The organism is Bacteroides sp. 14(A) (genome assembly GCF_000526555.1).
Lineage (GTDB): Bacteria > Bacteroidota > Bacteroidia > Bacteroidales > Bacteroidaceae > Bacteroides > Bacteroides cellulosilyticus.
This window is the reverse complement of the sequence record NZ_JAGH01000001.1, coordinates 1,738,562-1,763,231: the sequence shown is the minus strand read 5'-3', so window position 1 is coordinate 1,763,231 and position 24,670 is coordinate 1,738,562. Positions and strand designations below refer to the sequence as shown.

Genomic DNA, 24,670 nt, shown 5'->3' with positions numbered 1-24,670 from the left:
AAGCAATGAACGATTATCGTATTTTAGTTGTAGACGATGAAGAGGACCTTTGCGAGATCCTGAAATTCAACCTTGAGAATGAAGGGTATGAAGTGGACACGGCCAACTCTGCCGAAGAGGCGTTGAAAATGGATATCGGTAGCTACAACCTGTTGCTGCTGGACGTGATGATGGGAGAAATATCCGGTTTCAAAATGGCCAGCTTACTAAAGAAAGATAAGAAGACCGCTCAGGTACCTATTATATTCATCACCGCCAAGGATACGGAAAATGATACGGTAACCGGCTTCAATCTGGGAGCTGATGATTACATCTCCAAACCTTTCTCTCTGCGTGAAGTCATCGCACGCGTCAAAGCTGTATTGCGTCGCACCCAACAGGGAGAACCGGAACGGGCACCGGAGCAAATCAGCTACAAGACGTTAGTCATTGATATTGTAAAAAAGAAAGTAAGTATCGACGGGGAAGAAGCCCCTCTTACCAAAAAAGAATTTGAGATATTACTTTTACTCCTCCAGAGCAAGGGACGCGTATTCTCCCGCGAAGATATACTGGCACGGATATGGAGCGACGAGGTCTATGTGTTGGACCGCACCATCGATGTGAATATCACTCGCTTGCGTAAGAAAATAGGTATTTATGGTAAATGCATCGTAACTCGCTTAGGATATGGATACTGCTTCGAAGCTGAATAATACCACACATTTCCTGTCGTTCAGCCGGAAGTTATTTCTTTCGGTCATTTCACTGTTTCTGGTATTTGCCGGATGCTTCCTAGCGTATCAATACCAGCGTGAAAAAGAATATAAGATAGATCTGCTGGATATACAGCTACAGGACTATAATGAACGACTACACCAGGAACTTACTCACATTCCAGACAGTCTGTGGGATAAAACTTTGGAACGATACCTGCAAAAGTACGTCAAACAGGACTTACGTATTACGGTAGTAAACGTACAGGGTGACGTATTATATGACAGTTTCGAGAATCAGAAGTTAGGCAATCACGTCAATCGCCCGGAAGTACAAAAGGCACTGGCAGAAGGAAAAGGATATGATGTACGCCGTACTTCCGAAACAACAGGAGTACCCTACTTCTACTCTGCCACACTCTATGAAGGCTACATTATACGTTCCGCCCTCCCCTATGACTTAAACCTTGCAAGACACCTTGCAGCAGACCAGCACTACATCTGGTTTACCCTCATCGTATCATTACTATTAATTTTCATCTTCTATAAATTCACCTCTAAACTGGGGACAGCCATCAATCAGCTACGCGAGTTTGCCAAACGTGCCGATAAAAATGAGCCTGTGGAAACAGATATGCAGTCCGCCTTCCCACACAATGAACTGGGAGAGATTTCACAGCATATCATCCAGATATACAAGCGACTGCGGGAAACCAAAGAGGCGCTATACATTGAACGGGAGAAATTGATCACCCACTTACAAACCTCGCATGAAGGATTGGGCGTATTCAATAAGGACAAGAAAGAAATCCTGGTCAACAACCTGTTCACACAGTACAGCAACCTGATTTCAGACTCCAACCTACAAACAACAGAGGAAATATTCTCTATCAGTGAGTTCCAGAAAATCACGGATTTCATCAACAAGACTCCCAAGCGTCCGGGCAAGGAAGAAAAGCGTATGTCTATCAGCATCAATAAGAATGGACGTATGTTTATTGTGGAATGTATTATATTCCAAGACTTAAGCTTCGAGATATCCATCAATGATGTCACCCAGGAAGAAGAGCAGATCCGCCTGAAACGCCAGTTGACACAGAACATCGCACATGAACTGAAGACCCCGGTCAGCAGTATACAGGGCTATTTGGAAACCATCGTGAACAATGAAAACATTTCGCGGGAGAAGATGCAGACATTCCTGGAGCGATGCTATGCTCAAAGCAATCGGTTGAGCCGACTGCTACGCGACATCTCTGTATTAACGCGTATGGACGAAGCCGCCAACATGATCGACATGGAGAAAATAGATATCAGCCTGTTAGTAGGCAATATCGTAAATGAGGTATCCCTGGAACTGGAAGAAAAGCATATCACCGTAGTCAACTCCCTAAAACCAAAGATACAACTACGGGGAAACTATTCCCTGCTATACTCCATTTTCCGCAACCTGATGGACAATGCTATTGCTTATGCAGGCACGGATATACGCATCAACATCAGTTGTTTCCGCGAAGACGAGAATTTTTATTATTTCAGTTTTGCCGACACCGGCGTAGGTGTCTCTCCCGAACATCTGAACCGCTTATTCGAACGTTTCTACCGGGTAGATAAAGGACGCTCACGCAAACTGGGCGGTACGGGATTGGGATTGGCTATCGTAAAGAACTCGGTAATCATCCATGGAGGTACCATTTCGGCCAAAAACAACCAGGGTGGCGGATTGGAATTCGTATTCACACTGGCAAAAGAAAAATAATCACTTATCACTAACCACTAATCACTTTTTTCCTTATCTTTGCGATGCATTGGTTTACAGTCTTTGTTCGGAGACGGTAATTAAAAGGGAATCAGGTGCAAATCCTGAACAGTCCCGCTGCTGTAAGTTTCATGATAGGTTGCAGGCAAACTACCAATAGCCACTGGAAGTCCGCTTCCGGGAAGGCGCCTGGCAACAGAAACAAGTCAGAAGACCTGCCATGCACTGTTTTTATCACTGCTTTCGAGGAAAAAGCGTTGAGTCTAATGAAACGGGCAAATCGTCCCATCATTTCATTCATCCACTCTGCTTCAAAGAAAGTAAGGAACAATAAACTCTGCCAAGTTTATTTGAATGGTGTCCGGTCGAAGGGATTTCGCCCGGACATTTTATTCTGTAACTTTCCCAAAACAAATTTCATCATCCGCGTGTTATACATACAGTAAACAATTAATACGAAGAGTTATGGAAGCAGATTATGAACTGATCGACAATGAAGAACGTCACCAATATGAGTTCCATGTCGATAAATATACTCCAAAGATTGAGTATATAAAATCAACGAATGGGGAGATTTACCTGACACACACCGAAGTACCCACTCAATTGGGTGGTAAAGGCATCGGCAGCCAGTTAGTAGAAAAAGCATTAAAAGATATAGAAAAACAAGGACTAAGGTTAGTACCTCTCTGCCCGTTTGTAGCGGGATACATTCACAAACATCCCGAATGGAAAAGAATTGTAATGAAAGGTATTCACATTCAATAATAAATAGTTATGAATATAAAGAAAGAATATACGAACGGGGAAGTGACCATCATCTGGCAACCCGGACTGTGCCAACATGCAGGCATTTGTACCAAGACCCTTCCGAATGTGTATCATCCGAAAGAAAAACCGTGGATAACGGCTGAAAATGCAACGACGGAAGAATTGATCGCTCAAATCAAGAAATGCCCGTCGGGAGCATTAAGTTACAGAATGAATAACGAGAAAGAAGATAAATAAAAGAAATGAGGTTACCCCTTCAACATATGAATTCGGGTAACCTCATTTGTATTATGAAAAAGAAAGTAGTTATGTACGTTCCAATTGAACAGTGAAATGACGCATCAGGGGAGCCTCCCAAGTAATACGGACTCCATTAGTAATACTTTCACGACGGTCGAAAACATTCTTCAACGCTACTGCAATCACGTTCATGTGATTATCCGTATATACGCGGCGGGGAATAGCCAGGCGCAATAAATCCAATCCGGTAAAACGGTTCTCACGGGTAACCGGATCACGGTCTGCCAGGATATAACCGATTTCACATCCTCTGATACCGGCTTCAAGATATAGCTCAACCGTTAGAGTCTGTGCCGGGAATTCATTCTTCGGTACATGCGTCAGTACCTTCGTTGCATCCACAAAAATGGCATGTCCGCCTGCTGGACGCTGATATGGAATACCGTATTCATCCAACTTCTTTGCCAGATATTCTACCTGACGGATGCGGGTTTCCAGATTATCAAATTCCGTATTCTCATCCAGTCCTGTAGCAAGTGCATTCATGTCACGACCATTCATACCACCGTAAGTAAGATACCCTTCATATTGCACGCAAAAGCCTTTGGCACCTTCGTACCAATCTTTTTTTCGTGTAGCAATGAAGCCTCCCATATTGACGATACCATCTTTCTTGGCACTCATAGTCATACCATCCGCCAGGTCGAACATCTCTTTCGTAATTTCCTTTATCGTTTTACCGCTATAGCCATCTTCACGCATTTTGATGAAGTAAGCGTTTTCTGCAAAACGTGCGGAGTCAAATAATACAGGTTTATTATACTTATCCGCAAGAGCACGGACTTCACGAAGATTCTGCATGGATACGGGCTGTCCGCCAGCCGTGTTGTTCGTAATGGTAACGATGATAAACGGTATACGGTCACCATATTCCTGCAACGCTTTTTCCAGCTTCACAGGATCGACATTACCTTTAAAAGGTATTTCCAACTGAGTATTCTTCGCTTCATCGATGGTGCAATCCAGAGCAATGGCCTTCCGGCCCTCGATATGCCCCTTTGTGGTATCAAAGTGAGAGTTACCCGGAACAATATCTCCATCATGTACCAGATAAGAGAAAAGCACATTCTCAGCAGCACGCCCCTGATGGGTGGGAATGACATATTCAAAACCAGTCAGACGAGTGATCACTTCTTTCAGATTGAAGAAGGAGGAAGCACCTGCATAACTTTCATCGCCCAGCATCATCGCTGCCCATTGACGATCGCTCATTGCTCCCGTACCGGAGTCAGTTATCAAATCGATATATACTTGTTCGGATTTCAGCTGGAACACATTGTAATGGGCTTCTTTAAGCCATTGTTCACGTTCCTGGCGGGTACTCTTCCGAATGGGTTCCACCATTTTAATTTTCCAAGACTCTGCAAAAGGTAATTCCATAGTGCTTGCTTATTATTTTGACATTTAGTTAACAAAAAGACCCGTAGAAGAATTTCTACGGGTCGAATATAAGCATTTATACAGGATTAAGCAAAAGTTTTACTATCTTTTTGTCAACAAATTATTCCTTTGACAGAAATTTCTTCTTCTCCTTCTTACTCATCTCCTTCATGATAATTTCAACAGGATGCCAGGACTTATACATCACCCGCTCTTCAGGTTTACCTGTTTCCTCGGGAGAAAGATAAAAATCAGGTACATATGAGTGATCCGGCCGATCGGGGCAATAAATACTGAAACGTAAATGGGAACCCTGCTTGTAGTTCTCTCCGCCAATGATGCCAAGCGGCTGTCCCGGAATCACCTCTTCACCCGGAGAGACAAAGATCCCTTCATTCTGAAATAATTTATAACGGGCAAAAGTTCCGTCCTTATGGAAAACTTCCAGATAATTTTCCGTCGAATGGAACGATGTGTTTTCAGAAGTGGAAGCGGAATTGTCAACAACTTCCGTTACGAGTCCGCCACGGGCAGCAAAGATCGTGTCTCCGGCAGTCGTAGAGAAACCAAGTCCCGTGATACGCTTCTCTCCTTCCTTTCCTATAAAATTATCTAAAGACACCATCTTATTCACACGAACCACTTTCCCTTGTGCCAGAGGGAAGAGATACACAAAACTGGTATCCGTCTTCAAGCGGCTATTTCCTTTTTTATAGGTATAGCGATATGAGAATCCAATCGGAACATTTTCCGTAGACGGACGCAAAGTCAACAGACGTGTTTTGCCATAATGAATAACGGCATCATAAATTTCTCCTTCAGAAGAGGTCGTATTACTCAGCCGGGAAAAAGTCATAGATACCGTATAAGGCGTATGCGACTGAGTTTCGGAATAGAAAGTCACTTCCCCCTTGGTAGACCGTTCATAGCTTACCGTAACAGTCTTATCCGACTGTGCATAAACCAGCAGAGGCAAGCAAAAAAGAAGAAGACAGAAATAGCGTTGTAGTTTCATAGTATCATATTTTTAAAATTAATCGACTTGCCAGGTCAGCACAAAGTCCGGATGCAGGAGATATCGGATCTCAAATTTACGCTGTTCCGGTGTTCTGTACTCTTCAGCCGAGAAAACTCCTTTTTCAGTAACCGTAAAAGGAAAAATACGCAGATGCTCCCGGAAATCAACCTCCGGTGTATTCATACATTTAAACATCACTTCTTTGGCCGACCAATGGAGCAACAAAGCCCAGGTATCCGTTCCCTGATACGAAGACAGAGGTTCATCAGTACGCATATACTTATGCGCCACCTTATGTACCCGTTCACCGTATTGTTCTATATCAATGCCCACTTCCTTACCGGCTTCACCGATAATCACCGATACATACCCACGTGTATGAGAAATACTGATTGATGCAGATTTATCTGCCAGATACGGTTTCCCGCTGGGATAGTAAGCAATTTCCTTTTCCTCTCCCAATAGAGTAAATACCAACACACGAACCGACAGCCATTCCAAACGACGATGTTCAGCAGAGAAACGTTGCAACCCCTCCAGATATGTTTCCTGTTGCGGAAGCATGCTCAGCAATTCATCCAGTGTTTCGTCCATCTTCCAGACTCCCCACTTATATGAAGGATACGTATGTTGTATGAAAAGAGACATATTATTTTATAAATCAATCTTTCTTATCGGAATCCGACGGAAGAGTGTTGATAGTGAACTTCACTTTAAGAATACGGCGGTTATCCATCTCCAGGACTTCAAATTCATAGTGATCGTAGGTAACCTTTTCATGCAGGGCAGGGAATTCACCTTTCAGCTCCAACAGTAATCCTGCAAGCGTATCAGAATCACCCGCCACTTCATCAAAGACTTCCTCGTCCACCTTCGTAATCTTATAAAAATCCGTCAACTGAGTTTTAGCTTCAAACACCCACGTATGATCGTTCAGCACTGCATACGTACGTTCTTCGTCATCATATTCGTCGTGAATCTCACCTACTATCTCCTCGATGATATCCTCCATCGTCACAATTCCCGACGTGCCACCAAATTCATCAACCACAATGGCAATATGAATCTTATTGGCCTGAAAATCACGCAGCAAATCGTCAATCATTTTAGTTTCCGGAACAAAATAGGCCGGACGTATCAGCGACTGCCAACGGAAATCCACCTTATTCAAATGGGGCAACAAGTCCTTGATATATAAGATACCTTTGATATTATCCCGGTTCTCGGAATAAATAGGGATACGGGAGTAAGCATTTTCGATAATACATTGCAATACATCCTTGAAAGGCGTGCGAATATCCAGATCGACTACGTCCAGACGGGAAGTCATCACCTCCTTCGCCGTTTCACCGCCAAAACGAATGATACCTTCCAGGATATTATTCTCTTCTTTCAGCTCAGCCTTATCCGTCAGTTCAAGAGCATGAGAAAGCTCGTCTACCGAGATGTTATGGTTTTTACGGGCAAAATGCTTGTTCAGGAACGAAGTGGAACGCACCAGCATAGACGCTACCGGATAAAAAAGGGAACGAAACATCCAGATACCCGGAGCGGAAAAGCGGCAGAAAGCCAACGTCTTCTGGGCTGAATAAATCTTCGGCATGATTTCACCGAAAAGAAGCAGAAGGAAGGTCAGGATGACGGTCAGTATCAGAAATTCCGCAATAGGAGAATGAAACTCAAACACGCTCATGAAAAAGAAGTTACAGAGCATGATAATGGTCACATTCACAAAATTGTTTGTTATCAGAATGGTTGCCAGCAACCTTTCCGTGTCATCCAGAAGTTTACGAATTTTCTCGTCCGAGGGATGTTTCTTCTCGTCAATGGCATTCAGGTCGGACGGAGAAAGAGAGAAAAAGGCTATTTCTGAAGCTGAGGCAAAGCCGGATACGAGCAACAGCAAGCCTGCCAACACAATGGCGATGATTGCCGAAATAGTAGGGCTATGTACGGATATACCATTAAAAACATTTGCCAACTGGCATAAATAAGCGTCTGGGTCCAAAGATCTTGGTTTTAGTTAAACAATTAGAACGGTAAATCGTCCGTTGTATTATCTTGTGCAGGGGTTGCCTGCGATTGCGCCATAGGTTGTGCAGGAGCACCTTGTGACATACCTGATTGCGGAGCGGCAGCACCCGGTGCAGCAGTTCCTCTGGGGCTCAGCATTTCCATAGAGTCCACAAAGATTTCCGTAACATAGCGCTTTGCGCCGGTCTGATCATCGTATGAACGGGTACGTATTTTGCCTTCCACATAAAGTTTATCCCCTTTATGCACATATTTTTCGGCTGTTTCTGCCAGTCCGCGCCAAAGTACCAGATTGTGCCATTCCGTCCGTTCGGGTACCTGCGTACCGTTAGCCAATGTGTATGCACGGTCTGTAGTAGCCAAAGGCAAAGAAGCCACAGCGATACCGGAATCAAGGTATCTTACTTCAGGGTCTCTACCTACATTTCCAATCAATATTACTTTATTTACTGACATAAGCCTTTTTCTTTTTATTTGAATTTGCTGCCAAAATTAAACAGAATAATCACACAATGCAAGAGTTAGCGCAACTTTTATAGATATTTCTCCAGAAAGGCATGCACCAGGCGAGAGACTGCATACTGCTCCAAATCCTCTATTTTCACCCGCAGAAAGGCAGAAAAAGAAGTAGAATTTTCCGGTAAAACAACTTCATAGAAATTGGTATAAATCACCCTGTGGGAGAGCACATGCTTCACATTTCCACTGATTAAACGCAATCCCGAAACCTCCCCATCTGCAAAAAATGCACGTACCTGCGGCAATTCACGAAACTCTTCTTCCGTCACAGGTGCTTCCGTTTCTATCAGTGGAAATTCGAAAAGATTTTTCCAGATATCATCCTCCGTCCGTTTATGTAAATAGGTACACGCGCCCACACGTACATATATATAGTTAAAATAACGATTGGTGGTTTTCGTCTTATGCTGCTTTACAGGCAACTTCGTTATCGTACCCTCCTTCAGGGCTGAGCAACTGTCTACCAAAGGGCAAAACAGGCAATTCGGTGATTGCGGCGTACATTGTATGGCACCGAAATCCATTATCGCCTGATTGTAGACAGCAGGCTGCGATTTATCCATCATCTCATCTGCCAAAGCAGCAAATAGTTTTTTGCCTTCCGTACTGTCCACTGGCGTATCGATACCGAAATAACGGGAAAGCACACGATAGACATTCCCGTCCACCACTGCATAAGGCATACCGTAGGCGGATGAGCAAATAGCTGCAGCAGTATAGTCCCCTACCCCCTTCAACGCACGTACCTCTTCATAAGTAGCCGGAAAAACACCATTCATACTTTTTGCCGCCGCATGCAGATTACGTGCACGAGAATAATACCCCAGTCCCTGCCAGCATTTCATCACCTCATCTTCCGGTGCTTCAGCCAAGGCTGTCACATTAGGAAAACGATGAATAAAACGCAAAAAATAATCATAACCTTGTGCTACCCGGGTCTGTTGCAGTATAATCTCTGAAATCCATATAATATAAGGGTCGGTGGTATCCCGCCAAGGCAATTCACGCTTGTTTTCGGCATACCAGGCTATCAATTTCTCACTAAATATATTCATCTCTATTACAGATAGTTATAAAAGTCTAAAAAGGGCAACGTCTTTCGCCTCAGATGGCTACCTTCTTTGTAACTCATGGCTATATCCCTAATATAAAAGGGTGTAGCCCTTCCTACAGCACAAAAATAGTTCTTTTTCCCCCAACAAACCTTAATCAAAAGACTTTTTTAGAAAATTGTCCAGAATATATTTTTTAGAGAGCGTAAAAAGCTATATATTTGCAGTCCAAAAAATTAGGAAACTATAGTAATAATATTTTTTTTAAAGAAAAATGACTAAAGCTGATATTGTAAACGAAATTACAAAGAACACCGGGATTGACAAAGTAACAGTGCTTACTACGGTTGAAGCGTTCATGGACACAGTAAAAGCATCTTTATCAAAAGATGAAAATGTTTACCTCCGCGGGTTTGGTAGCTTCGTAGTGAAGAAAAGAGCACAGAAAACTGCTCGTAATATCTCAAAGAATACTACGATTATCATTCCGGAACACAACATTCCGGCATTTAAGCCTGCAAAAACATTCACCATCTCCGTGAAGAAATAATAAACAAGAGTATTAACCTATTAAATTATTGAAGCTATGCCTAGCGGAAAGAAGAAAAAAAGACATAAAATGTCTACGCACAAGCGTAAAAAAAGACTAAGAAAGAACAGACATAAAAGCAAAAAGTAATTTTTAGTCTGGAGGACAGAAATAAAGAACAAACTTGTGAAGCTATTTGTCTCGCGAGTTTGTTCTTTGTTTAAGTAACAAATTGTAGTCGGCAAGGCTATTTATATCCTCGCTGACTTTAGAACCTAAAAAAGCAAGAAAAATTGTGACAAGCGAACTCGTTGTAGACGTACAGCCCAAAGAGGTCTCCATCGCCCTGCTCGAAGACAAGAGCCTGGTGGAACTTCAAAGCGAAGGAAGAAATCTTTCTTTCTCGGTGGGCAACATGTATTTAGGACGAATCAAGAAATTGATGCCCGGCCTGAATGCCTGCTTCGTGGACGTGGGTTACGAGAAAGATGCTTTTCTTCATTATCTGGACTTAGGTCCTCAATTTAACTCGTTAGAGAAGTACGTAAAGCAAACTTTAAGCGATAAAAAGAAACTACCGCAAATCACCAAAGCAACCATACTTCCCGATCTTGAAAAGGATGGCACCGTAGCCAATACACTCAAGGTGGGACAAGAAGTAGTGGTGCAAATTGTCAAGGAGCCTATCTCTACCAAAGGTCCGCGCCTGACTTCCGAAATCTCATTTGCCGGAAGATATTTGGTGCTGATACCTTTCAACGATAAGGTTTCCGTATCACAAAAAATTAAATCGAGCGAAGAACGCGCCCGCCTCAAACAATTGCTGATGAGTATCAAACCGAAGAATTTCGGAGTGATCGTCCGCACCGTTGCCGAAGGGAAACGCGTAGCCGAGCTCGACGGAGAGCTTAAAGTTTTATTAAAGCACTGGGAAGATGCTGTCACCAAAATACAGAAAGCTACCAAATTCCCGACATTGATTTACGAAGAAACCAGCCGTGCCGTAGGCTTATTGCGCGACTTGTTCAATCCTTCTTTCGAGAACATCCACGTCAATGACGAAGCTGTGTTCCACGAAATCAAGGATTACGTAACTCTTATCGCCCCTGACCGGGCAGGAATCGTAAAACTGTATAAAGGACAACTCCCCATTTACGACAATTTTGGTATCACCAAGCAGATCAAGTCTTCATTTGGCAAGACGGTTTCATACAAGAGTGGTGCCTACCTGATTATTGAGCATACTGAGGCGCTTCACGTAGTAGACGTGAACAGCGGTAACCGCACCAAGAATGCCAACGGGCAGGAGGCCAACGCACTCGAAGTGAATCTGGGAGCTGCCGATGAACTGGCTCGCCAGCTGCGACTGAGAGATATGGGTGGTATCATTGTGGTGGACTTCATTGATATGAACGAAGCCGAAAACAGACAAAAGCTTTACGAACGTATGTGTGCCAACATGCAGAAAGACAGGGCAAGACATAACATCCTACCGCTCAGCAAATTCGGACTGATGCAGATTACCCGCCAGCGTGTGCGCCCGGCAATGGATGTCAATACCACAGAAATCTGTCCCACCTGTTTCGGAAAAGGCACTATCAAGTCCTCTATCCTCTTTACGGACACTTTAGAGAGTAAAATTGACTACTTAGTCAACAAACTGAAGATTAAAAAATTCTCGTTACACATCCACCCGTATATTGCTGCTTACATCAACCAGGGACTCGTTTCCCTGAAACGGAAATGGCAGATGAAATACGGATTTGGTATCAAGATTATTCCAAGCCAGAAACTCGCGTTCCTGGAATATGTATTCTACGACCCGCAAGGGGAAGAGATTGACATGAAGGAAGAATTCGAAATTAAATAAGAAAGACGGCGAAGTAAATCAGAAACTTCGCCGTCTTTTTTGTTTTCCTCACCAACTTTTCAAAATCATTGGCCGATATCTAAAAGAAACTCACCCTCTATACAGAAGCGAACATCACTCCCCTACACATGCAAGGTGATAAATTTCTTTACTGTCCTGCTTTGTCAGCTTCACATAATTCCCAACCAACTCCCCTTTATTGCGATGCAGACTATCCGCCAAGCGATCAATATCAGGATTTTCAACACCCAGTTCTTTAAATGTTACAGGCAGACCAAGAGAGCTAAAGAAAGCTTTCAGCTTACCAATACCCTCCAAAGCAACCGCTTTCTTATCTTCTGATTCAGGAACGCCCCATACACGAACGGCATATTGAGCAATCTTTCCTACATTATGCTCTACCATCCACGTCATCCAGGCAGGGAAGATAACAGATAATCCAGCACCGTGGGTAACACCATAAATAGCACTGATTTCATGCTCCAGAAAGTGCGAAGCCCAATCTTCTTCACAACCTACGCCACAGGTACCATTATGCGCAATCATGCCCGCCCACATCAAGTTGGCACGCGCACCGTAATCTTCTGGATTTCTCATTACCTTGGGAGCCTCATTAATGATGGCCATCAAAGTGCCTTCACAAAGACGATCTCCAATTTCCACCTCCTGAGTGTTCGTAAAATAACGCTCCATGATATGAGCCATCATATCAGCCACACCGCAGGCGGTCTGGAAGGGCGGCAAAGTATAAGTAAGTTCCGGATTCATAATAGAGAATACCGGACGCAAAACTTCCGGTACACGCAGACTGAGCTTCTGCAAACCGTCCAGTTTCGTTATAACCGTATTACCGGAACCTTCACTTCCGGCAGCAGGAATAGTCAGCACAACAGCTACTTTCAGCGCTTTAGTCACTTTAGCCTTTCCAATATAGAAATCCCAAAAGTCACCCTCATAAAGCACACCTGCCGCTATGGCTTTGGCCGTATCAATGACAGAGCCTCCACCCACAGGCAACAGCATATCAGCCTGTTCACGACGGCAGAATTCAATGCCTTCATACACTTTCGTATCTACCGGATTCGGCTGCACACCACCCATCAAACAATATTCAATCCCTGCTTCCTGCAAAGATTGCTTCACCCTATCCAGCAAACCACTCCGTACAACAGAGCCGCCGCCGTACACGATCATCACTTTCCGCGCACCATGCTTCCGCGCCAGTGCACCGACTTGCATTTCCGTAGCCTTACCGAATACAAATTCGGTAGGACTGTAAAAGACGAAATTATTCATAATTTATTATATTATTATATGCGAAATACCGGCATAAAGTAGTATAGCCATAATAAGTGCTTACGTTGCTCCACAACCGAAGGGATAAAAGTCCCCACAACTACATCATAAAATTACTGAACAGGAAGAAGCAAGCATCGCCAATCTCCGGAAGTTCTTTCTTGCGGGAAAGACGAATGCCGCACCGGGAACAAAAATCCTTCAACAAGAATTCAGTTTTGTTATCTTCCACCTCAATGGCGTGAGGTTTATTACCCTGCTCGCGCAAAACATTGACTAACTTCAATAGTAACTCCTCTGGATTGTTGTTCAAAGCATTCTGAGTCAAAATGGGAAATACCAACTCGTTGGCGGTATCCAAACAAAGTAATACGGTAGGGAGGTAAGGAGCTTCATCCTCATCTGCATCTATGGGCGTCGGCATATGCAGATACTTCATTTGTAATGTCCCGGAAACAGGCAACTTTTTCATCTCGCCTGCCAGTATGTCGTTGGCAAACTTTGGTGCAACACACTCATCAGGCAGAAAAGCAGGAAGCTGAGTAGTATTCCACTCGTATGTACCATCGGAATTGGGAATAAGGTACGGAACAGATTTTCCACCCTTTGCAGTAGGATAGTTGCCATTTACATCAAAGCCCAGCTTTACAAAGTCAGAGGTTGTCACCTTTGCCGCCACAGCAATAGCGGCCCGAAGCGCCTCAACGATATCACGCGCATCCTCCATACAAGTGATGCCATACTGCATCTTTCCAGGCTGATGCCGGGTAAAGTCAGGCCAGCCTTTAGATCGTCGAATCTTCAACTTATGGGCATCGGCATAATTACGGATGATTTTCTTTGTTTTCACATCCATGTCAGATGCTTGCATAAAGTCGCAATTGATACAATCGAAAGTTGTTGTCATTTCAAACATTTCGATTTCTGAGAGATGTGCATTGCCTAAGCTGATAGTTTTCAAATAAGTAGTGAAACCTTTTCGCCCCCGGTAGAAACCCAAGGCAAGATGTTCACCTGCATTTCCCATCACGCAACAATATCCGGTTTCCCCATCGGATAGGCGAAATGCAAATACATCACTATCTGTCAACTCTTTCCACAATTCTGTGTCTCGATATTGAAATGCTACCGCAAGCATGTCGTCTACAAGAATCATTTTTCTAATTATTTATGGTTATAAATGTATTATTTTGTTCAAAGATAGGAAAAAAATTGAGACTTAGCGCAGGGCGCAGTAATAAGCCTGATAAATAGCACAGTGCTTTCTTTTTTTGCTAAATATCATGTCGTTTTCGGGAATAATCAATATCTTTACATAAAATATCAAGTTAAATCAGTTGAAATGAAGCGTATCAATAGATTAAAAGTCGTTTTAGTAGAGAACGTTGAAACTTTCGATAAAATAGCTAATCTTTTGAATGTTGATATGAAAGAGAGATTCTATGACTCAAGCGGTTATATTGCCCAAATACCGTAGCGATTTGAGAATAGTTTTAAAAGAAATAATAATTAAGGAGTGAAGGGCAATTCTAACATTTAGAAGTATACATGGAACAACAAGATGAAATCATCATATATCAGTCTCAGGATGGTACGATAAAAGTTGATGTACTATTCTCTGAGGAGACGGTTTGGCTGACACAGACACAGATTGGGTCTCTGTTTGGAAAGGCTAAATCTACTATAAGTGAGCATATCAAAAATATCTTCGAGGAAGGAGAACTGAATGAGAATATGGTTGTTCGGAAATTCCGAACAACCACTCAGCATGGTGCGATCGAAAATAAGACCCAAAGCCACGAAGTTAATTATTACAATCTGGATGTAATTATCTCAGTTGGCTATCGGGTGAAATCTGTGCAAGGTACGCAGTTTCGTATTTGGGCGACACAGCGTTTGAGGGATTATATCATCAAAGGATTTGCTCTGAACGATGAGCGATTCAAGAGCGGCTCGTCAATGAACTACTTCCGGGAACTGTTAGACAGAATTCGGGAGATTCGCTTGTCCGAACGGCTTTTCTATCAACAAATCAAAGATATTTATGCTACAAGCATTGATTACGATCCGTCCGATGAAATGACCCTTGCCTTTTATAAAGAGGTGCAAAACAAACTTCTTTGGGCGGTCAGCGGGAAGACTGCGGCGGAACTGATATATTATCGGGCAAATGCCGCATTGCCGCAAATGGGGCTGACATCGACATCTTTACCCAATAAAGTTCGTAAGGCAGATGTGGAAATTGGAAAGAATTACTTGAATGAAGAGGAGATTGGGCTTTTGAAATTGATCGTAGAACAATTCCTTGCTTATGCAGAGACTCAGGCAATACAGCACAAACCGATGTATATGCGGGATTGGATTGAGAAACTGAAGCAGGTACTTACGATGAATGATAAAAACATATTGGAGCACGCGGGATCAATCTCTCATAAATTAGCACTGCAAAAAGCCGCTGGTGAGTATGACAAATACAGGGAGGTACAAAAACAGTTGGAGCGATTGGAAAGCATCAAAGAACTGGAGCAGGATATTCAAAAACTGAATAAAAATAAGAGAAAAAAGAAATAGTCTAAATTTTAAATTATAACAGAGACTGAAAAGGATTCTTGGTCTCTGTTATAATACTTCTAAATATTTTGGTTATCAACAAAATCTCTTCATATATTTACATAGAGTTATTTGAGGATTATATTATTCAATATATTTACTATAACGTTCGAAGAAGCGCTTGAACACTCCCCATCTCATCAATCCTTTTTCAAAGACAAAGATGCCCAGGAGAGCACAGAATATTCCCAATAATACATCAATCAGGTAATGATGCCCCGAATAAACGGCCGTACACCAGATACCCACCATAATAAACGCGAATAATGCTATCAGCCAGCCCTTACAGCGATTCATTATAGCATAGGCCAACGCCACAACCATATATGCCGCATGCAGCGAAGGAACGGCTGCAAATACGTTTGCATTACGCCCATAAATAGAGTCGAAGATTGTGCATCCCAGCAGTTCGTCAAAGCGTCCCAGTCCGGCCACATTTCCCGGAGTATCCAGCATCGCCTCAAATCCATAGTTCATAGCATACCAAGGGGGAGCGGCAGGATGAATATAATATCCGGCAAAGCCAATAAGATTAACCAACAAGAAGACCATAGCAAAACGGAGATACATCTGGCGATCTCCCTTCAGATAAAGCCACAAACCGAAAGCTATAGGCACAGGCACCCAGCAGAGATAGAACACTCCGGCAAAGAAATCAGCTACCGGCCAGTGATGTATGGCAAAGTATTCACAAGGAATCAGCGTAGCCCCGTTCACGGATATACCGAAAAGAGACTTTTCCGCTTCATACAAGCCCTGCACATCAATAGGGTTCACCTGGTAATTGGGATACACCCGCATCCAGTCATAGGAAACTGCAAAAACAACAAAAGGCAGTAAAGCCACTGCCAGCTTACGGGTTGTCTTTCCTGCAAAAAACAGAACCAGGAACAAGCCCGTCATTAGAAAATGCTCCGTACGAAGCCCGATACAAGTAGCTGTCAGCAACAGAAAAGCCAACGTAATGACTACCAGCAATACCGTCTCTCTCATCGGAGGGAAATATCTATTTATCATTTATTCAAAAGTTTATAGCAATGTGCCAGACGGACAAAAGCCGTCAGATTAGCCAATACGGCAATGATTGCCAGAGGAACAATCAGGATCAACATCGGGTCGAAGAGTGTGCAATCGGAAAATATACCGCAGAACAAAGCTCCCAAACTGGTCAGCACCACTCGCTCAGGGCGCTGCATAATACCTACTTTACATTCCAGTCCCAGACCTTCGGCACGTGCGCGTACGTAACTTACCATCAGCGAACCGATCAAAGCAAGAAAAGTGATAATGGAACCCACGAAATAGCCCTGCAAGATGAGATAATAGGATATACCGAACAAGGTAAACAGTTCACTGTAACGATCGAGCACAGAATCGTACAATGCCCCGAAGGTGGAAGACATATTGCCAAGACGCGCCACACGACCATCCATCATGTCAAACAACCCGGCGAAGAGTATCAGTCCGCCTGTCCATCCCACCAAAGAAAGATCCTCTTCCGAATCTGTCACTAACCCTGCATAAATAAATATACCGGCAGCCACAATGTTAAGTATCAACCCGGTAGTAGTAATAAAGTTAGGCGTAATGCCAATTTTAATCATGCCACGCACAACGGGATTGATAATCTTGTATATCACCTGTTGCAGCCAATCTCTGTAATTCATGTTCATTCTATTTTTTTCTCCAAACGTTGTTTCAGAAATCTTTTTAAGTTGTGGTTCCGGTAGACGAAAACCCGTTGTAAATAATAGTTCCAGAAAAATGCAACCAGCAAGGCAACCGTAATTTTAGACAGGATAAACACATCATAGACGTAATATCCCAGCAACCCGTTCACCCACTTCATTCCTGCCAGCCATTCCGTCAAAGCAAAAGTACCCCATGTATTAATAAGGATGCTCCCACCCCAGACTATGAAATACTTCAGCCCCACATGTATCTTCTTGCAGTCTTCCGCCTTAAATACCCATTCATAGTTGATTACACAATTGACAATACCGCCAACCACAGAACCTATAAATGTGGCATACAAATAATATATACCAAATAATTTCACCAAAAGAATAGTTATCAGAAAATCGATCACCGTAGCTATCTGTGCAGAAAGCTGCGCCTTCATAAAAAGCCACACTTCCCTGCGCCAACCAGCAAACCGACTCTGTTCTTCTACTCCATCAACCATCTCGCCACAATTAAAACAATGAAACCATACACTCCTGCCAATACGTCGTCCATCATCACTCCCACTCCGCCCGGCAGATTTTCCATCCGCCGGATGCCCAGCGGTTTCAGAATATCAAAGAAGCGGAACAAAACAAATGCTGCCAATCCATACCAGATATGACCTGCCGGAGCTGCCAGGAGCGTAATCCACACACCTACCATCTCATCCACCACCACGCGCGACGGATCTTCACCCCAGTAGGGTTCCAGACGGTCGGTAGCCCAAATACCGGCTACGGTGAACAGGGATATCAATGCGACAGTCGTCCACAACAGACAAGTTTCTGATATGAGTAAAGAAAGTCCGAACCATATCAGCGTAGCCAGTAAAGCGCCCGCCGTGCCCGGAGCAAAGGGAGAAAAGCCTGAGCCGAAGCCCGTGCCTATCAGGACAGGGAAGAAGGAAGGTCTCCTCATAGAAAAAAGATATAAAAGAGTGATAAGGTGACAAAGTGGTAAAGCGGTAAAGTAATACTACATCACCACTTTATCACTCTACCACCTTATCACCTTATTATTATTTATTAATCCAGATAGCTCGGTGATTTTTCACCCACCATCGTACGGATTGTTTCTTTCACCATTCTCCATTGAGTGAACAGATCATGGATCGGTTCATGCTCAAAGTCGTGCATCGGGCTCTTGCAGAAGAATGACAACCAAGTCTGGATTCCAGACATACCTGCACGCAATGCCAGGTCACTGAAAATAACGAGGTCGAGTGCAATAGGAGCTGCAAGAATAGAGTCACGACACAGGAAGTTTACTTTGATTTCCATCGGGTAACCCATCCATCCGAAAATGTCGATATTATCCCATGCTTCCTTATTATCTTTACGGGGAGGATAGTAGTTGATACGAACCTTGTGGTAAACATCACCATAGAGGTCGGGATATTTTTCCGGTTCGAAGATGTTATCGATAACAGACAACTTGCTGACTTCTTTTGTTTTGAAGTTTTCGGGTTGATCGAGCACTTCGCCGTCACGGTTACCCAGAATGTTGGTAGAGAACCAACCGCTTACACCCAGCATACGAGTCTTGAACATCGGAGCGAGCACTGTTTTCATCAGCGTCTGTCCACTCTTGAAGTCCTTACCGGAGATGGGCACATTCATCTTCTTAGAGAATTCCCACATTGCCGGAGTATCTACGCACAGGTTAGGAGCACCCATGATGAACGGAGCACCTTCTGCAATTGCAGCATAAGCGTAGCACATACTCGGAGAAATCACTTCCGTGTTATTAGCCTTCATTGCTTCTTCCAAAGCAGCAAGCGACTCGTGTTCTTTACACAACGGAACGTAGATTTCAGTACTTGCAGCCCACAGCACAGCAATACGCTCGCAGTTGTTGGCAGCCTTGAAGTTACGGATATCCTCACGCAGTTGCTCCATCATTTCCCAACGGGTGGCAGCCTGCTTGATGTATGTACCATTCAGACGTTTTGCAAAGTTGTGGTCAAAGGCAGCAGGCATCGGTTTGATGGCTTGCAATTCCTCTTTTACCAGATTTAAATCTTTCTCTTTCAGAACTTCTGCATACATCGCAGCTTCGTATGCATTATCAGGGAAGATATCCCATCCGCCGAAAACAATGTCGTTCAAATCTGCCAAAGGCACTACGTCCTTAATCAGCTTTTCGTCGTTGTTCTCCATGCGTATTGTGGCCATCTGTGTAATAGACCCAATAGGTTTTGCCAGTCCCTTACGAGCAGCCAATGTACCCGTGATCATGGTGGTTGAGACCGCGCCACCCACTCCGACTACCAGTACACCCAAACGACCAGTTGCCGGCTTAATGTTTTCTTTCATTGCCATTGTATCTTTTAAAGTTTAAAAAATTGCTCAAATTTAGGCTATTTTGTTCAATTGAGACTCGTCATTTTATCCGATTTAATGTTCTGTTAGTAAGATTTAAGTTAAAATGTCATGTGCAGACTGATTCTAAGACCGGATTTATCAATTCCAGGCAGATTTCTGTAAGTTAATCGCCATACATAGTCGAGACGGATTACCTTCAAAATATTCTCTACACCGACACCCACTTCCATATAAGGGGTATCCCCCATATAAGAGGTTGTGACGGGAAAACGAAAAAGGTCATTGCTGACTGTCGGATTATTTTTGTCGCTCAAATTCCCGTACAATCCCCGAAACGAAAGGACTTCACGCCATTTCAACTTTTTCAGCAAAGGTACGCGGTTGAACAAAAAGCCATTTAGATAGTAAGTAACGTCCCACGAAGCATATTCATCATTCATAAACTCCATGGCATTCATCAGGGAGTAAGACTCCGGCTGAATGGTATAAGAGAGGTTGGCGTTCGGAATAATCAGTAACGGGAAAGGTACTTTATTCCAAACTTTTCCGGCTTTCAGGATAACGTCCGTATAACCGAAGGCCGAAAACCAGAAACGTTTCTGAAAACCTGCCTCTGTATATTGATAGGTATAATCACCGCCCAACACTCCTTTTGCAGCCATCGTGTGCGAAAGCGAGAAGACCGGAGCATCCAGCGATACCGGGAAGCGGTTCCATTGCGTCTGAAAGAATTTTTCATTCGGAGCATAACGCAATTTTACTTCAAACTCGGTATTCGATATTTTCTTCACGGGCGTTGCCATCTCATCTTGTTTCAGGAAAGGGATAAGATACGAAGACTCATCCTGCCGGAAGCGGGAAGTGAGCTGAAAGGAGAAACCGGAATGGAACTCATTGGTGTAAGTCAGTTCCGCCTTGCGCTGATAGCCTATCCGGTCGTCCTTCTGGCGCTTCAAGCTCAGGAATACGTTGTCCTGACTGGTATAAAGGTAATGTTGTCCGTATTGGTTTACATCCGAGGTATATCGTGCTTTCAAAGAGTGAATAGGAAACTCGTTGGCATACTCCTTCTTCTTATGGAAAGAATATTCCACTTCAGCCATTCCCTTCATCCGATGGTCTTTGAAACCGTAAGCCATGTATCCTTTATAAAATAGGTGTGGATTGAGCCACGCCGTAGTCATACCTCCCGCACGCAGACGCACACCTTCCAGCGTATTACCGCTTATGGTGGTATTCATCATACCTATATAGAACAGGGGTTCTTTCTCTTTAGGCGCGGGTATATATCCGGTAAACAGCACTTTCAAGGTCTTCTCCGTCCAGTAATAGACAGGATACGTGCGAAGCTGCGCCATCATTTTATCAACGGAAGTTTCTTTCTTGCTGACTTCCACCTGACGGTTATCGTCCCAGTAAGCTTCCGTGCGATGCGTTGCTTCGGCCGGCTCAATCACTTTTTCCGGCTTCTTAAAGGCCGAAAGGGCATCCGCAGAAGGTTCATACACATAATTCCTGTAATATACATCCCGCTTGGCATAGATACCATCACTGTTGTCCACCAGCTTGAATTCGGTAGTGATATGTTCGTCAGCCAACTGGCGCGTACCGTCTGCCCCACGGGTAAAGTTCTGTTCAAGAGACATATAATCCACAAAATTCAGATTGATTTTCTGTGGAAAGTTCATGGTGGCACGACGCACGAAATAGGTACTATCCAAAGTAACGTACAAGTGTCCCGTAAAACCGAAGGATTCGGAATTGAAGGGTACAAACGTCAGGTCCACACAAGGCTGGCCCGCTATCGTAAGCGTGTCCATCAGATAATATTTATAGAATGAAGGGCCCAGAGAAGAGAGTGGACTTACGAACTTATTGGTGAACAGCGTGATGTTGTTCTCATAAATATCTACATCCGTCATCGTCACACTGATGGCTTGCTCCATGCCTTGCTGCGAAAGCATCTCATCCACGCCGGCCTGTTTGCGAGCATGTACGCGCTGTTTCTGGCTTTTGGGAGATTTGCGGTAATAGTCCGTAGCCAGCAGCTCACGGTTGGAAACGGCAAGCACAGGCTTTCCCGTAACGGCGGAAGTATCCACATAGTCCGTCAGGAACTTGAATTTACGATAAAGCCACTTCTGTTGCTTTACGCTGTCGAAGTTGTTGATGGCAAAGGTCATCTTCTCATAACGATCCCGTTGCCAGAAGTCCAACTCTTTGGGCGAATAGTCATCCCGATGTTCTATCATTTGTCGCACAAATTCCACGGCGGGATTATCTTTTTTCTTATATCGCTCCCGTTTGGGCTTTACCACCACTTCATTCAGGGCATACGTTGCCGGCGAAAGGGCGATGGTAAGACGGATACCTTGTGCCGGATGAATAAGACGGGTGTATTCATTATATCCAATGGCAGAAATAACCAGCACGGCTTGGGGGCGGTAGGTCTTGAAAGAAAACTGTCCTTTGTCATCGGTCATACCTCCTTCGGTAGTACCTTTCAGATACACAGATGTATATGGGAGAGGCTCACGGGTTAACGAGTCTGTAACAACACCTTGTACCACATATTGTGCTTGCAGGGGGAAGCTCATCCAGCAAAGGCTGATGAACAATAAAATCCTTAAAAAAGTAAACCTCATACCTATTTTTATATTAAGTGACAAGCTACGAGCTACAGGCTACAAGTGGCTGCGCTATACCGACAAGCGCAAGTTATTGCCACTTGTAGCCTGTAGCTTGTAACTCATCACTTCTTTCTTCCTTCTTTAACGCCCGCAAAGGTACGCAAGAAAACTATTTTAGAAAGTTCAGTTTTACTGAATAAATGTTCTAAAAAACCACTTTTGCACGAAACACTTCCTTTTGCAGGCTGTTGTATATATCTTAAACGACGCGAAAAGCATCGAAAACCAATTAATAACCTAAACAACTTAATTATGGAATGGATAATAAACCAGCTCAGGGAGCGCCCCGAACTTGCCATATTCCTCACCCTGTTTCTGGGGTTCTGGCTTGGCAAGCTACGCATCGGGAAGTTCAGCTTGGGGACGGTCACAAGCGTATTGCTTGTAGGCGTATTGGTAGGACAGTTGAAGATCGACGTACCAGGCCCCATCAAATCCGTGTTCTTTCTTCTCTTTCTGTTCGCCGTCGGGTATAAAGTAGGGCCGCAGTTCTTCCGTGGACTGAAAAAAGATGGACTTCCCCAGGTAGGCTTTGCCGTGCTAATGTGTGTATCGGTATTGGTGGTAACCTGGCTTCTCGCCCTCGTGATGGGCTACAATCCCGGTGAAGCCGCCGGATTACTGGCAGGTTCGCAAACCATCTCCGCCGTCATCGGAGTAGCCGAAGACACCATGGCAAACATGGGACTGGACGAAGCGCAACGCCAAAGTTATATCAATATCATCCCCGTATCTTATGCAGTGACTTACGTTTTCGGTACGGCAGGCTCAGCCTGGGTACTCTCCTCCCTCGGTCCCAAACTATTGGGCGGACTGGAGAAAGTAAAAGCTGCCTGCAAAGAACTGGAAGCCAAAATGGGTAGTTCCGAGGCAGACGAACCGGGCTTCATGCACGCCGCACGCCCCGTAACCTTCCGCGCCTACAAGATAGAAAACGAATGGTTCAAGCAAGGCCGTCGGGTGATAGACTTGGAAATGTACTTCCAGAAAGATGGCAAACGCCTGTTCGTAGAGCGCCTGCGTAAGCAAGGAGTCGTTCGGGATGTATCCCCGAATACCGTATTGAATATAGGAGACGAAGTCGTTCTCAGCGGACGCCGTGAATTCGTTATCGGCGAAGAGGACTGGATAGGCAATGAAATACAGGACGCACAATTGCTCGATTTCCCGGCAGAGACGTTACCTGTCACGGTCACAAAGAAAACGTTCGCCGGAAAGACAGTGGCAAATATCCGCCGGCACAAATTCATGCATGGCGTCAGCATCCGCAGCATCAAGCGTGCGGGAATTGAAATACCCGTATTGGCACAGACCAAATTGGATGCCGGCGACGTCATCGAAGTAGTGGGTACCAAGCAAGAAGTGGAAAGTGCCGCTGTACAAATAGGATATGTGGATCGGCCTACCCACCAAACGGATATGATATTCGTAGGATTAGGAATTCTGATAGGTGGTTTGTTCGGTGCATTATCCATCCACATCGGTGGTGTCCCCATCAGTCTGAGTACGAGTGGTGGCGCATTGATAGCCGGATTATTCTTCGGTTGGCTGCGCAGCAAGCATCCTACGTTCGGACGTATTCCCGAAGCTTCCCTGTGGGTACTGAATAATGTAGGGCTGAATATGTTCATCGCTGTAGTGGGAATAGCTGCCGGACCGAGTTTCGTACAGGGTTTCCGGGATGTCGGGCTCAGTTTATTCATTGTAGGTGCCATAGCCACTACCCTGCCGTTAATCATCGGTTTACTACTGGGTAAGTACGTCTTCAAGTTCCACCCTGCAATAACACTGGGATGCTGTGCCGGAGCACGTACAACGACAGCCGCACTGGGAGCAATACAAGATGCAGTGGAAAGTGAAACGCCTGCACTGGGGTATACGGTAACGTATGCTGTGGGCAACACCTTATTAATAATATGGGGTGTCGTCATCGTACTGCTGATTTAACCCGGCGGATATAGCATACAACTGATATACCGTATGCAAGAAACTAATCGCCGCGATGCGAAGAATTAATCTTCAGAATGCATATTATTATTCTTACAACAGCTATTGTAAGAAAGAAATATATCTATCGTAAGAAAGTAATACATCTGTT

Annotated in this window: 22 protein-coding genes and 1 riboswitch; of the genes, 8 read left to right on the top strand and 14 right to left on the bottom strand. The window is 44.1% G+C overall.

Annotated features, from left to right (window positions below):
- The first annotated feature begins 5 nt into the window (after positions 1-5).
- The 4 genes from K429_RS0106600 (at position 6) to K429_RS0106580 (ending at position 3,462) form a co-directional block, all read left to right on the top strand.
- Positions 6-695 carry a response regulator transcription factor gene (locus K429_RS0106600; RefSeq protein WP_025726418.1) on the top strand — a complete coding sequence of 230 codons (690 nt, stop codon included), beginning with the start codon at positions 6-8 and terminating at the stop codon, positions 693-695.
- Complete coding sequence (locus tag K429_RS0106595; protein WP_022210701.1) at positions 670-2,454, top strand: cell wall metabolism sensor histidine kinase WalK; 1,785 nt, start codon at positions 670-672, stop codon at positions 2,452-2,454. Before K429_RS0106600 ends, K429_RS0106595 begins: the two co-directional genes overlap by 26 nt.
- 33 nt (positions 2,455-2,487) lie before the next feature.
- A riboswitch (cobalamin riboswitch) is annotated at positions 2,488-2,692 on the top strand.
- A gap of 227 nt (positions 2,693-2,919) precedes the next feature.
- Complete coding sequence (locus K429_RS0106585; RefSeq protein WP_007214485.1) at positions 2,920-3,222, top strand: GNAT family N-acetyltransferase; 303 nt, start codon at positions 2,920-2,922, stop codon at positions 3,220-3,222.
- 9 nt (positions 3,223-3,231) lie between these two features.
- On the top strand, positions 3,232-3,462 hold the full coding sequence (locus tag K429_RS0106580) for a (4Fe-4S)-binding protein (protein WP_007214486.1): 231 nt from the start codon (positions 3,232-3,234) through the stop codon (positions 3,460-3,462).
- A gap of 69 nt (positions 3,463-3,531) precedes the next feature.
- Here the strand turns inward: K429_RS0106580 and K429_RS0106575 are convergent, their stop codons facing one another.
- The 6 genes from K429_RS0106575 to mutY form a co-directional block, all read right to left on the bottom strand.
- On the bottom strand, positions 3,532-4,905 hold the full coding sequence (locus tag K429_RS0106575; RefSeq protein ID WP_025726416.1) for a tryptophanase: 1,374 nt from the start codon (positions 4,903-4,905) through the stop codon (positions 3,532-3,534).
- A gap of 121 nt (positions 4,906-5,026) precedes the next feature.
- The gene (locus K429_RS0106570; RefSeq protein ID WP_025726415.1) at positions 5,027-5,920 is read right to left on the bottom strand and encodes a M23 family metallopeptidase; all 894 of its coding nucleotides are present in this window, start codon (positions 5,918-5,920) and stop codon (positions 5,027-5,029) included.
- Positions 5,921-5,938: 18 nt separating this feature from the next.
- Entirely contained in the window at positions 5,939-6,571 is a 633-nt protein-coding gene (locus K429_RS0106565) for a 4'-phosphopantetheinyl transferase superfamily protein (RefSeq protein ID WP_025726414.1), read from the bottom strand.
- Positions 6,572-6,584: 13 nt separating this feature from the next.
- Entirely contained in the window at positions 6,585-7,931 is a 1,347-nt protein-coding gene (locus K429_RS0106560; protein WP_007217640.1) for a gliding motility-associated protein GldE, read from the bottom strand.
- Positions 7,932-7,954: 23 nt separating this feature from the next.
- Positions 7,955-8,413 (bottom strand): single-stranded DNA-binding protein, encoded by a 459-nt coding sequence (locus tag K429_RS0106555; RefSeq protein WP_025726413.1) that lies wholly within the window; start codon positions 8,411-8,413, stop codon positions 7,955-7,957.
- 77 nt (positions 8,414-8,490) lie between these two features.
- Entirely contained in the window at positions 8,491-9,531 is a 1,041-nt protein-coding gene (gene mutY / locus K429_RS0106550) for an A/G-specific adenine glycosylase (protein ID WP_025726412.1), read from the bottom strand.
- A 271-nt stretch (positions 9,532-9,802) separates the two neighbouring features.
- On the opposite strand from mutY, the gene K429_RS0106545 reads away from it, so the two are divergent.
- Together K429_RS0106545 and K429_RS0106540 are read left to right on the top strand one after the other, a co-directional pair.
- Entirely contained in the window at positions 9,803-10,078 is a 276-nt protein-coding gene (locus K429_RS0106545) for an HU family DNA-binding protein (protein ID WP_007214495.1), read from the top strand.
- A gap of 274 nt (positions 10,079-10,352) precedes the next feature.
- Positions 10,353-11,927 (top strand): Rne/Rng family ribonuclease, encoded by a 1,575-nt coding sequence (locus K429_RS0106540; protein WP_007214496.1) that lies wholly within the window; start codon positions 10,353-10,355, stop codon positions 11,925-11,927.
- A gap of 114 nt (positions 11,928-12,041) precedes the next feature.
- On the opposite strand, the gene K429_RS0106535 is transcribed toward K429_RS0106540, so the two are convergent.
- Together K429_RS0106535 and K429_RS0106530 are read right to left on the bottom strand one after the other, a co-directional pair.
- Positions 12,042-13,223: an iron-containing alcohol dehydrogenase gene (locus K429_RS0106535; RefSeq protein ID WP_025726411.1), complete on the bottom strand. Its 1,182-nt coding sequence runs from the start codon at positions 13,221-13,223 to the stop codon at positions 12,042-12,044.
- Between the two features lie 100 nt (positions 13,224-13,323).
- Entirely contained in the window at positions 13,324-14,379 is a 1,056-nt protein-coding gene (locus tag K429_RS0106530) for a hypothetical protein (RefSeq protein ID WP_052340633.1), read from the bottom strand.
- Between the two features lie 392 nt (positions 14,380-14,771).
- Between K429_RS0106530 and K429_RS0106520 the strand changes: the two genes are divergently transcribed.
- Positions 14,772-15,794 carry a virulence RhuM family protein gene (locus K429_RS0106520; protein WP_025726408.1) on the top strand — a complete coding sequence of 341 codons (1,023 nt, stop codon included), beginning with the start codon at positions 14,772-14,774 and terminating at the stop codon, positions 15,792-15,794.
- Positions 15,795-15,917: 123 nt separating this feature from the next.
- Here K429_RS0106520 and K429_RS0106515 read toward each other — a convergent pair whose 3' ends face one another.
- The 6 genes from K429_RS0106515 to K429_RS0106490 form a co-directional block, all read right to left on the bottom strand.
- Positions 15,918-16,850: a phosphatase PAP2 family protein gene (locus K429_RS0106515; RefSeq protein ID WP_025726407.1), complete on the bottom strand. Its 933-nt coding sequence runs from the start codon at positions 16,848-16,850 to the stop codon at positions 15,918-15,920.
- The gene (locus tag K429_RS0106510; RefSeq protein ID WP_007217635.1) at positions 16,847-17,500 is read right to left on the bottom strand and encodes a CDP-alcohol phosphatidyltransferase family protein; all 654 of its coding nucleotides are present in this window, start codon (positions 17,498-17,500) and stop codon (positions 16,847-16,849) included. The genes K429_RS0106515 and K429_RS0106510 overlap by 4 nt, the downstream gene beginning before the upstream one ends.
- 2 nt (positions 17,501-17,502) lie before the next feature.
- On the bottom strand, positions 17,503-18,018 hold the full coding sequence (locus K429_RS0106505; protein WP_007214503.1) for a GtrA family protein: 516 nt from the start codon (positions 18,016-18,018) through the stop codon (positions 17,503-17,505).
- Positions 18,003-18,476 carry a phosphatidylglycerophosphatase A gene (locus tag K429_RS0106500; RefSeq protein ID WP_007217634.1) on the bottom strand — a complete coding sequence of 158 codons (474 nt, stop codon included), beginning with the start codon at positions 18,474-18,476 and terminating at the stop codon, positions 18,003-18,005. The genes K429_RS0106505 and K429_RS0106500 overlap by 16 nt, the downstream gene beginning before the upstream one ends.
- A gap of 107 nt (positions 18,477-18,583) precedes the next feature.
- Entirely contained in the window at positions 18,584-19,873 is a 1,290-nt protein-coding gene (locus K429_RS0106495) for an inositol-3-phosphate synthase (protein ID WP_022210690.1), read from the bottom strand.
- 107 nt (positions 19,874-19,980) lie between these two features.
- On the bottom strand, positions 19,981-22,527 hold the full coding sequence (locus K429_RS0106490; RefSeq protein ID WP_025726406.1) for a DUF5686 and carboxypeptidase-like regulatory domain-containing protein: 2,547 nt from the start codon (positions 22,525-22,527) through the stop codon (positions 19,981-19,983).
- A 297-nt stretch (positions 22,528-22,824) separates the two neighbouring features.
- On the opposite strand from K429_RS0106490, the gene aspT reads away from it, so the two are divergent.
- Positions 22,825-24,519, top strand: a complete 1,695-nt coding sequence (gene aspT, locus K429_RS0106485; protein ID WP_022210688.1) for an aspartate-alanine antiporter — start codon at positions 22,825-22,827, stop codon at positions 24,517-24,519.
- The last annotated feature ends 151 nt before the right edge of the window (positions 24,520-24,670 follow it).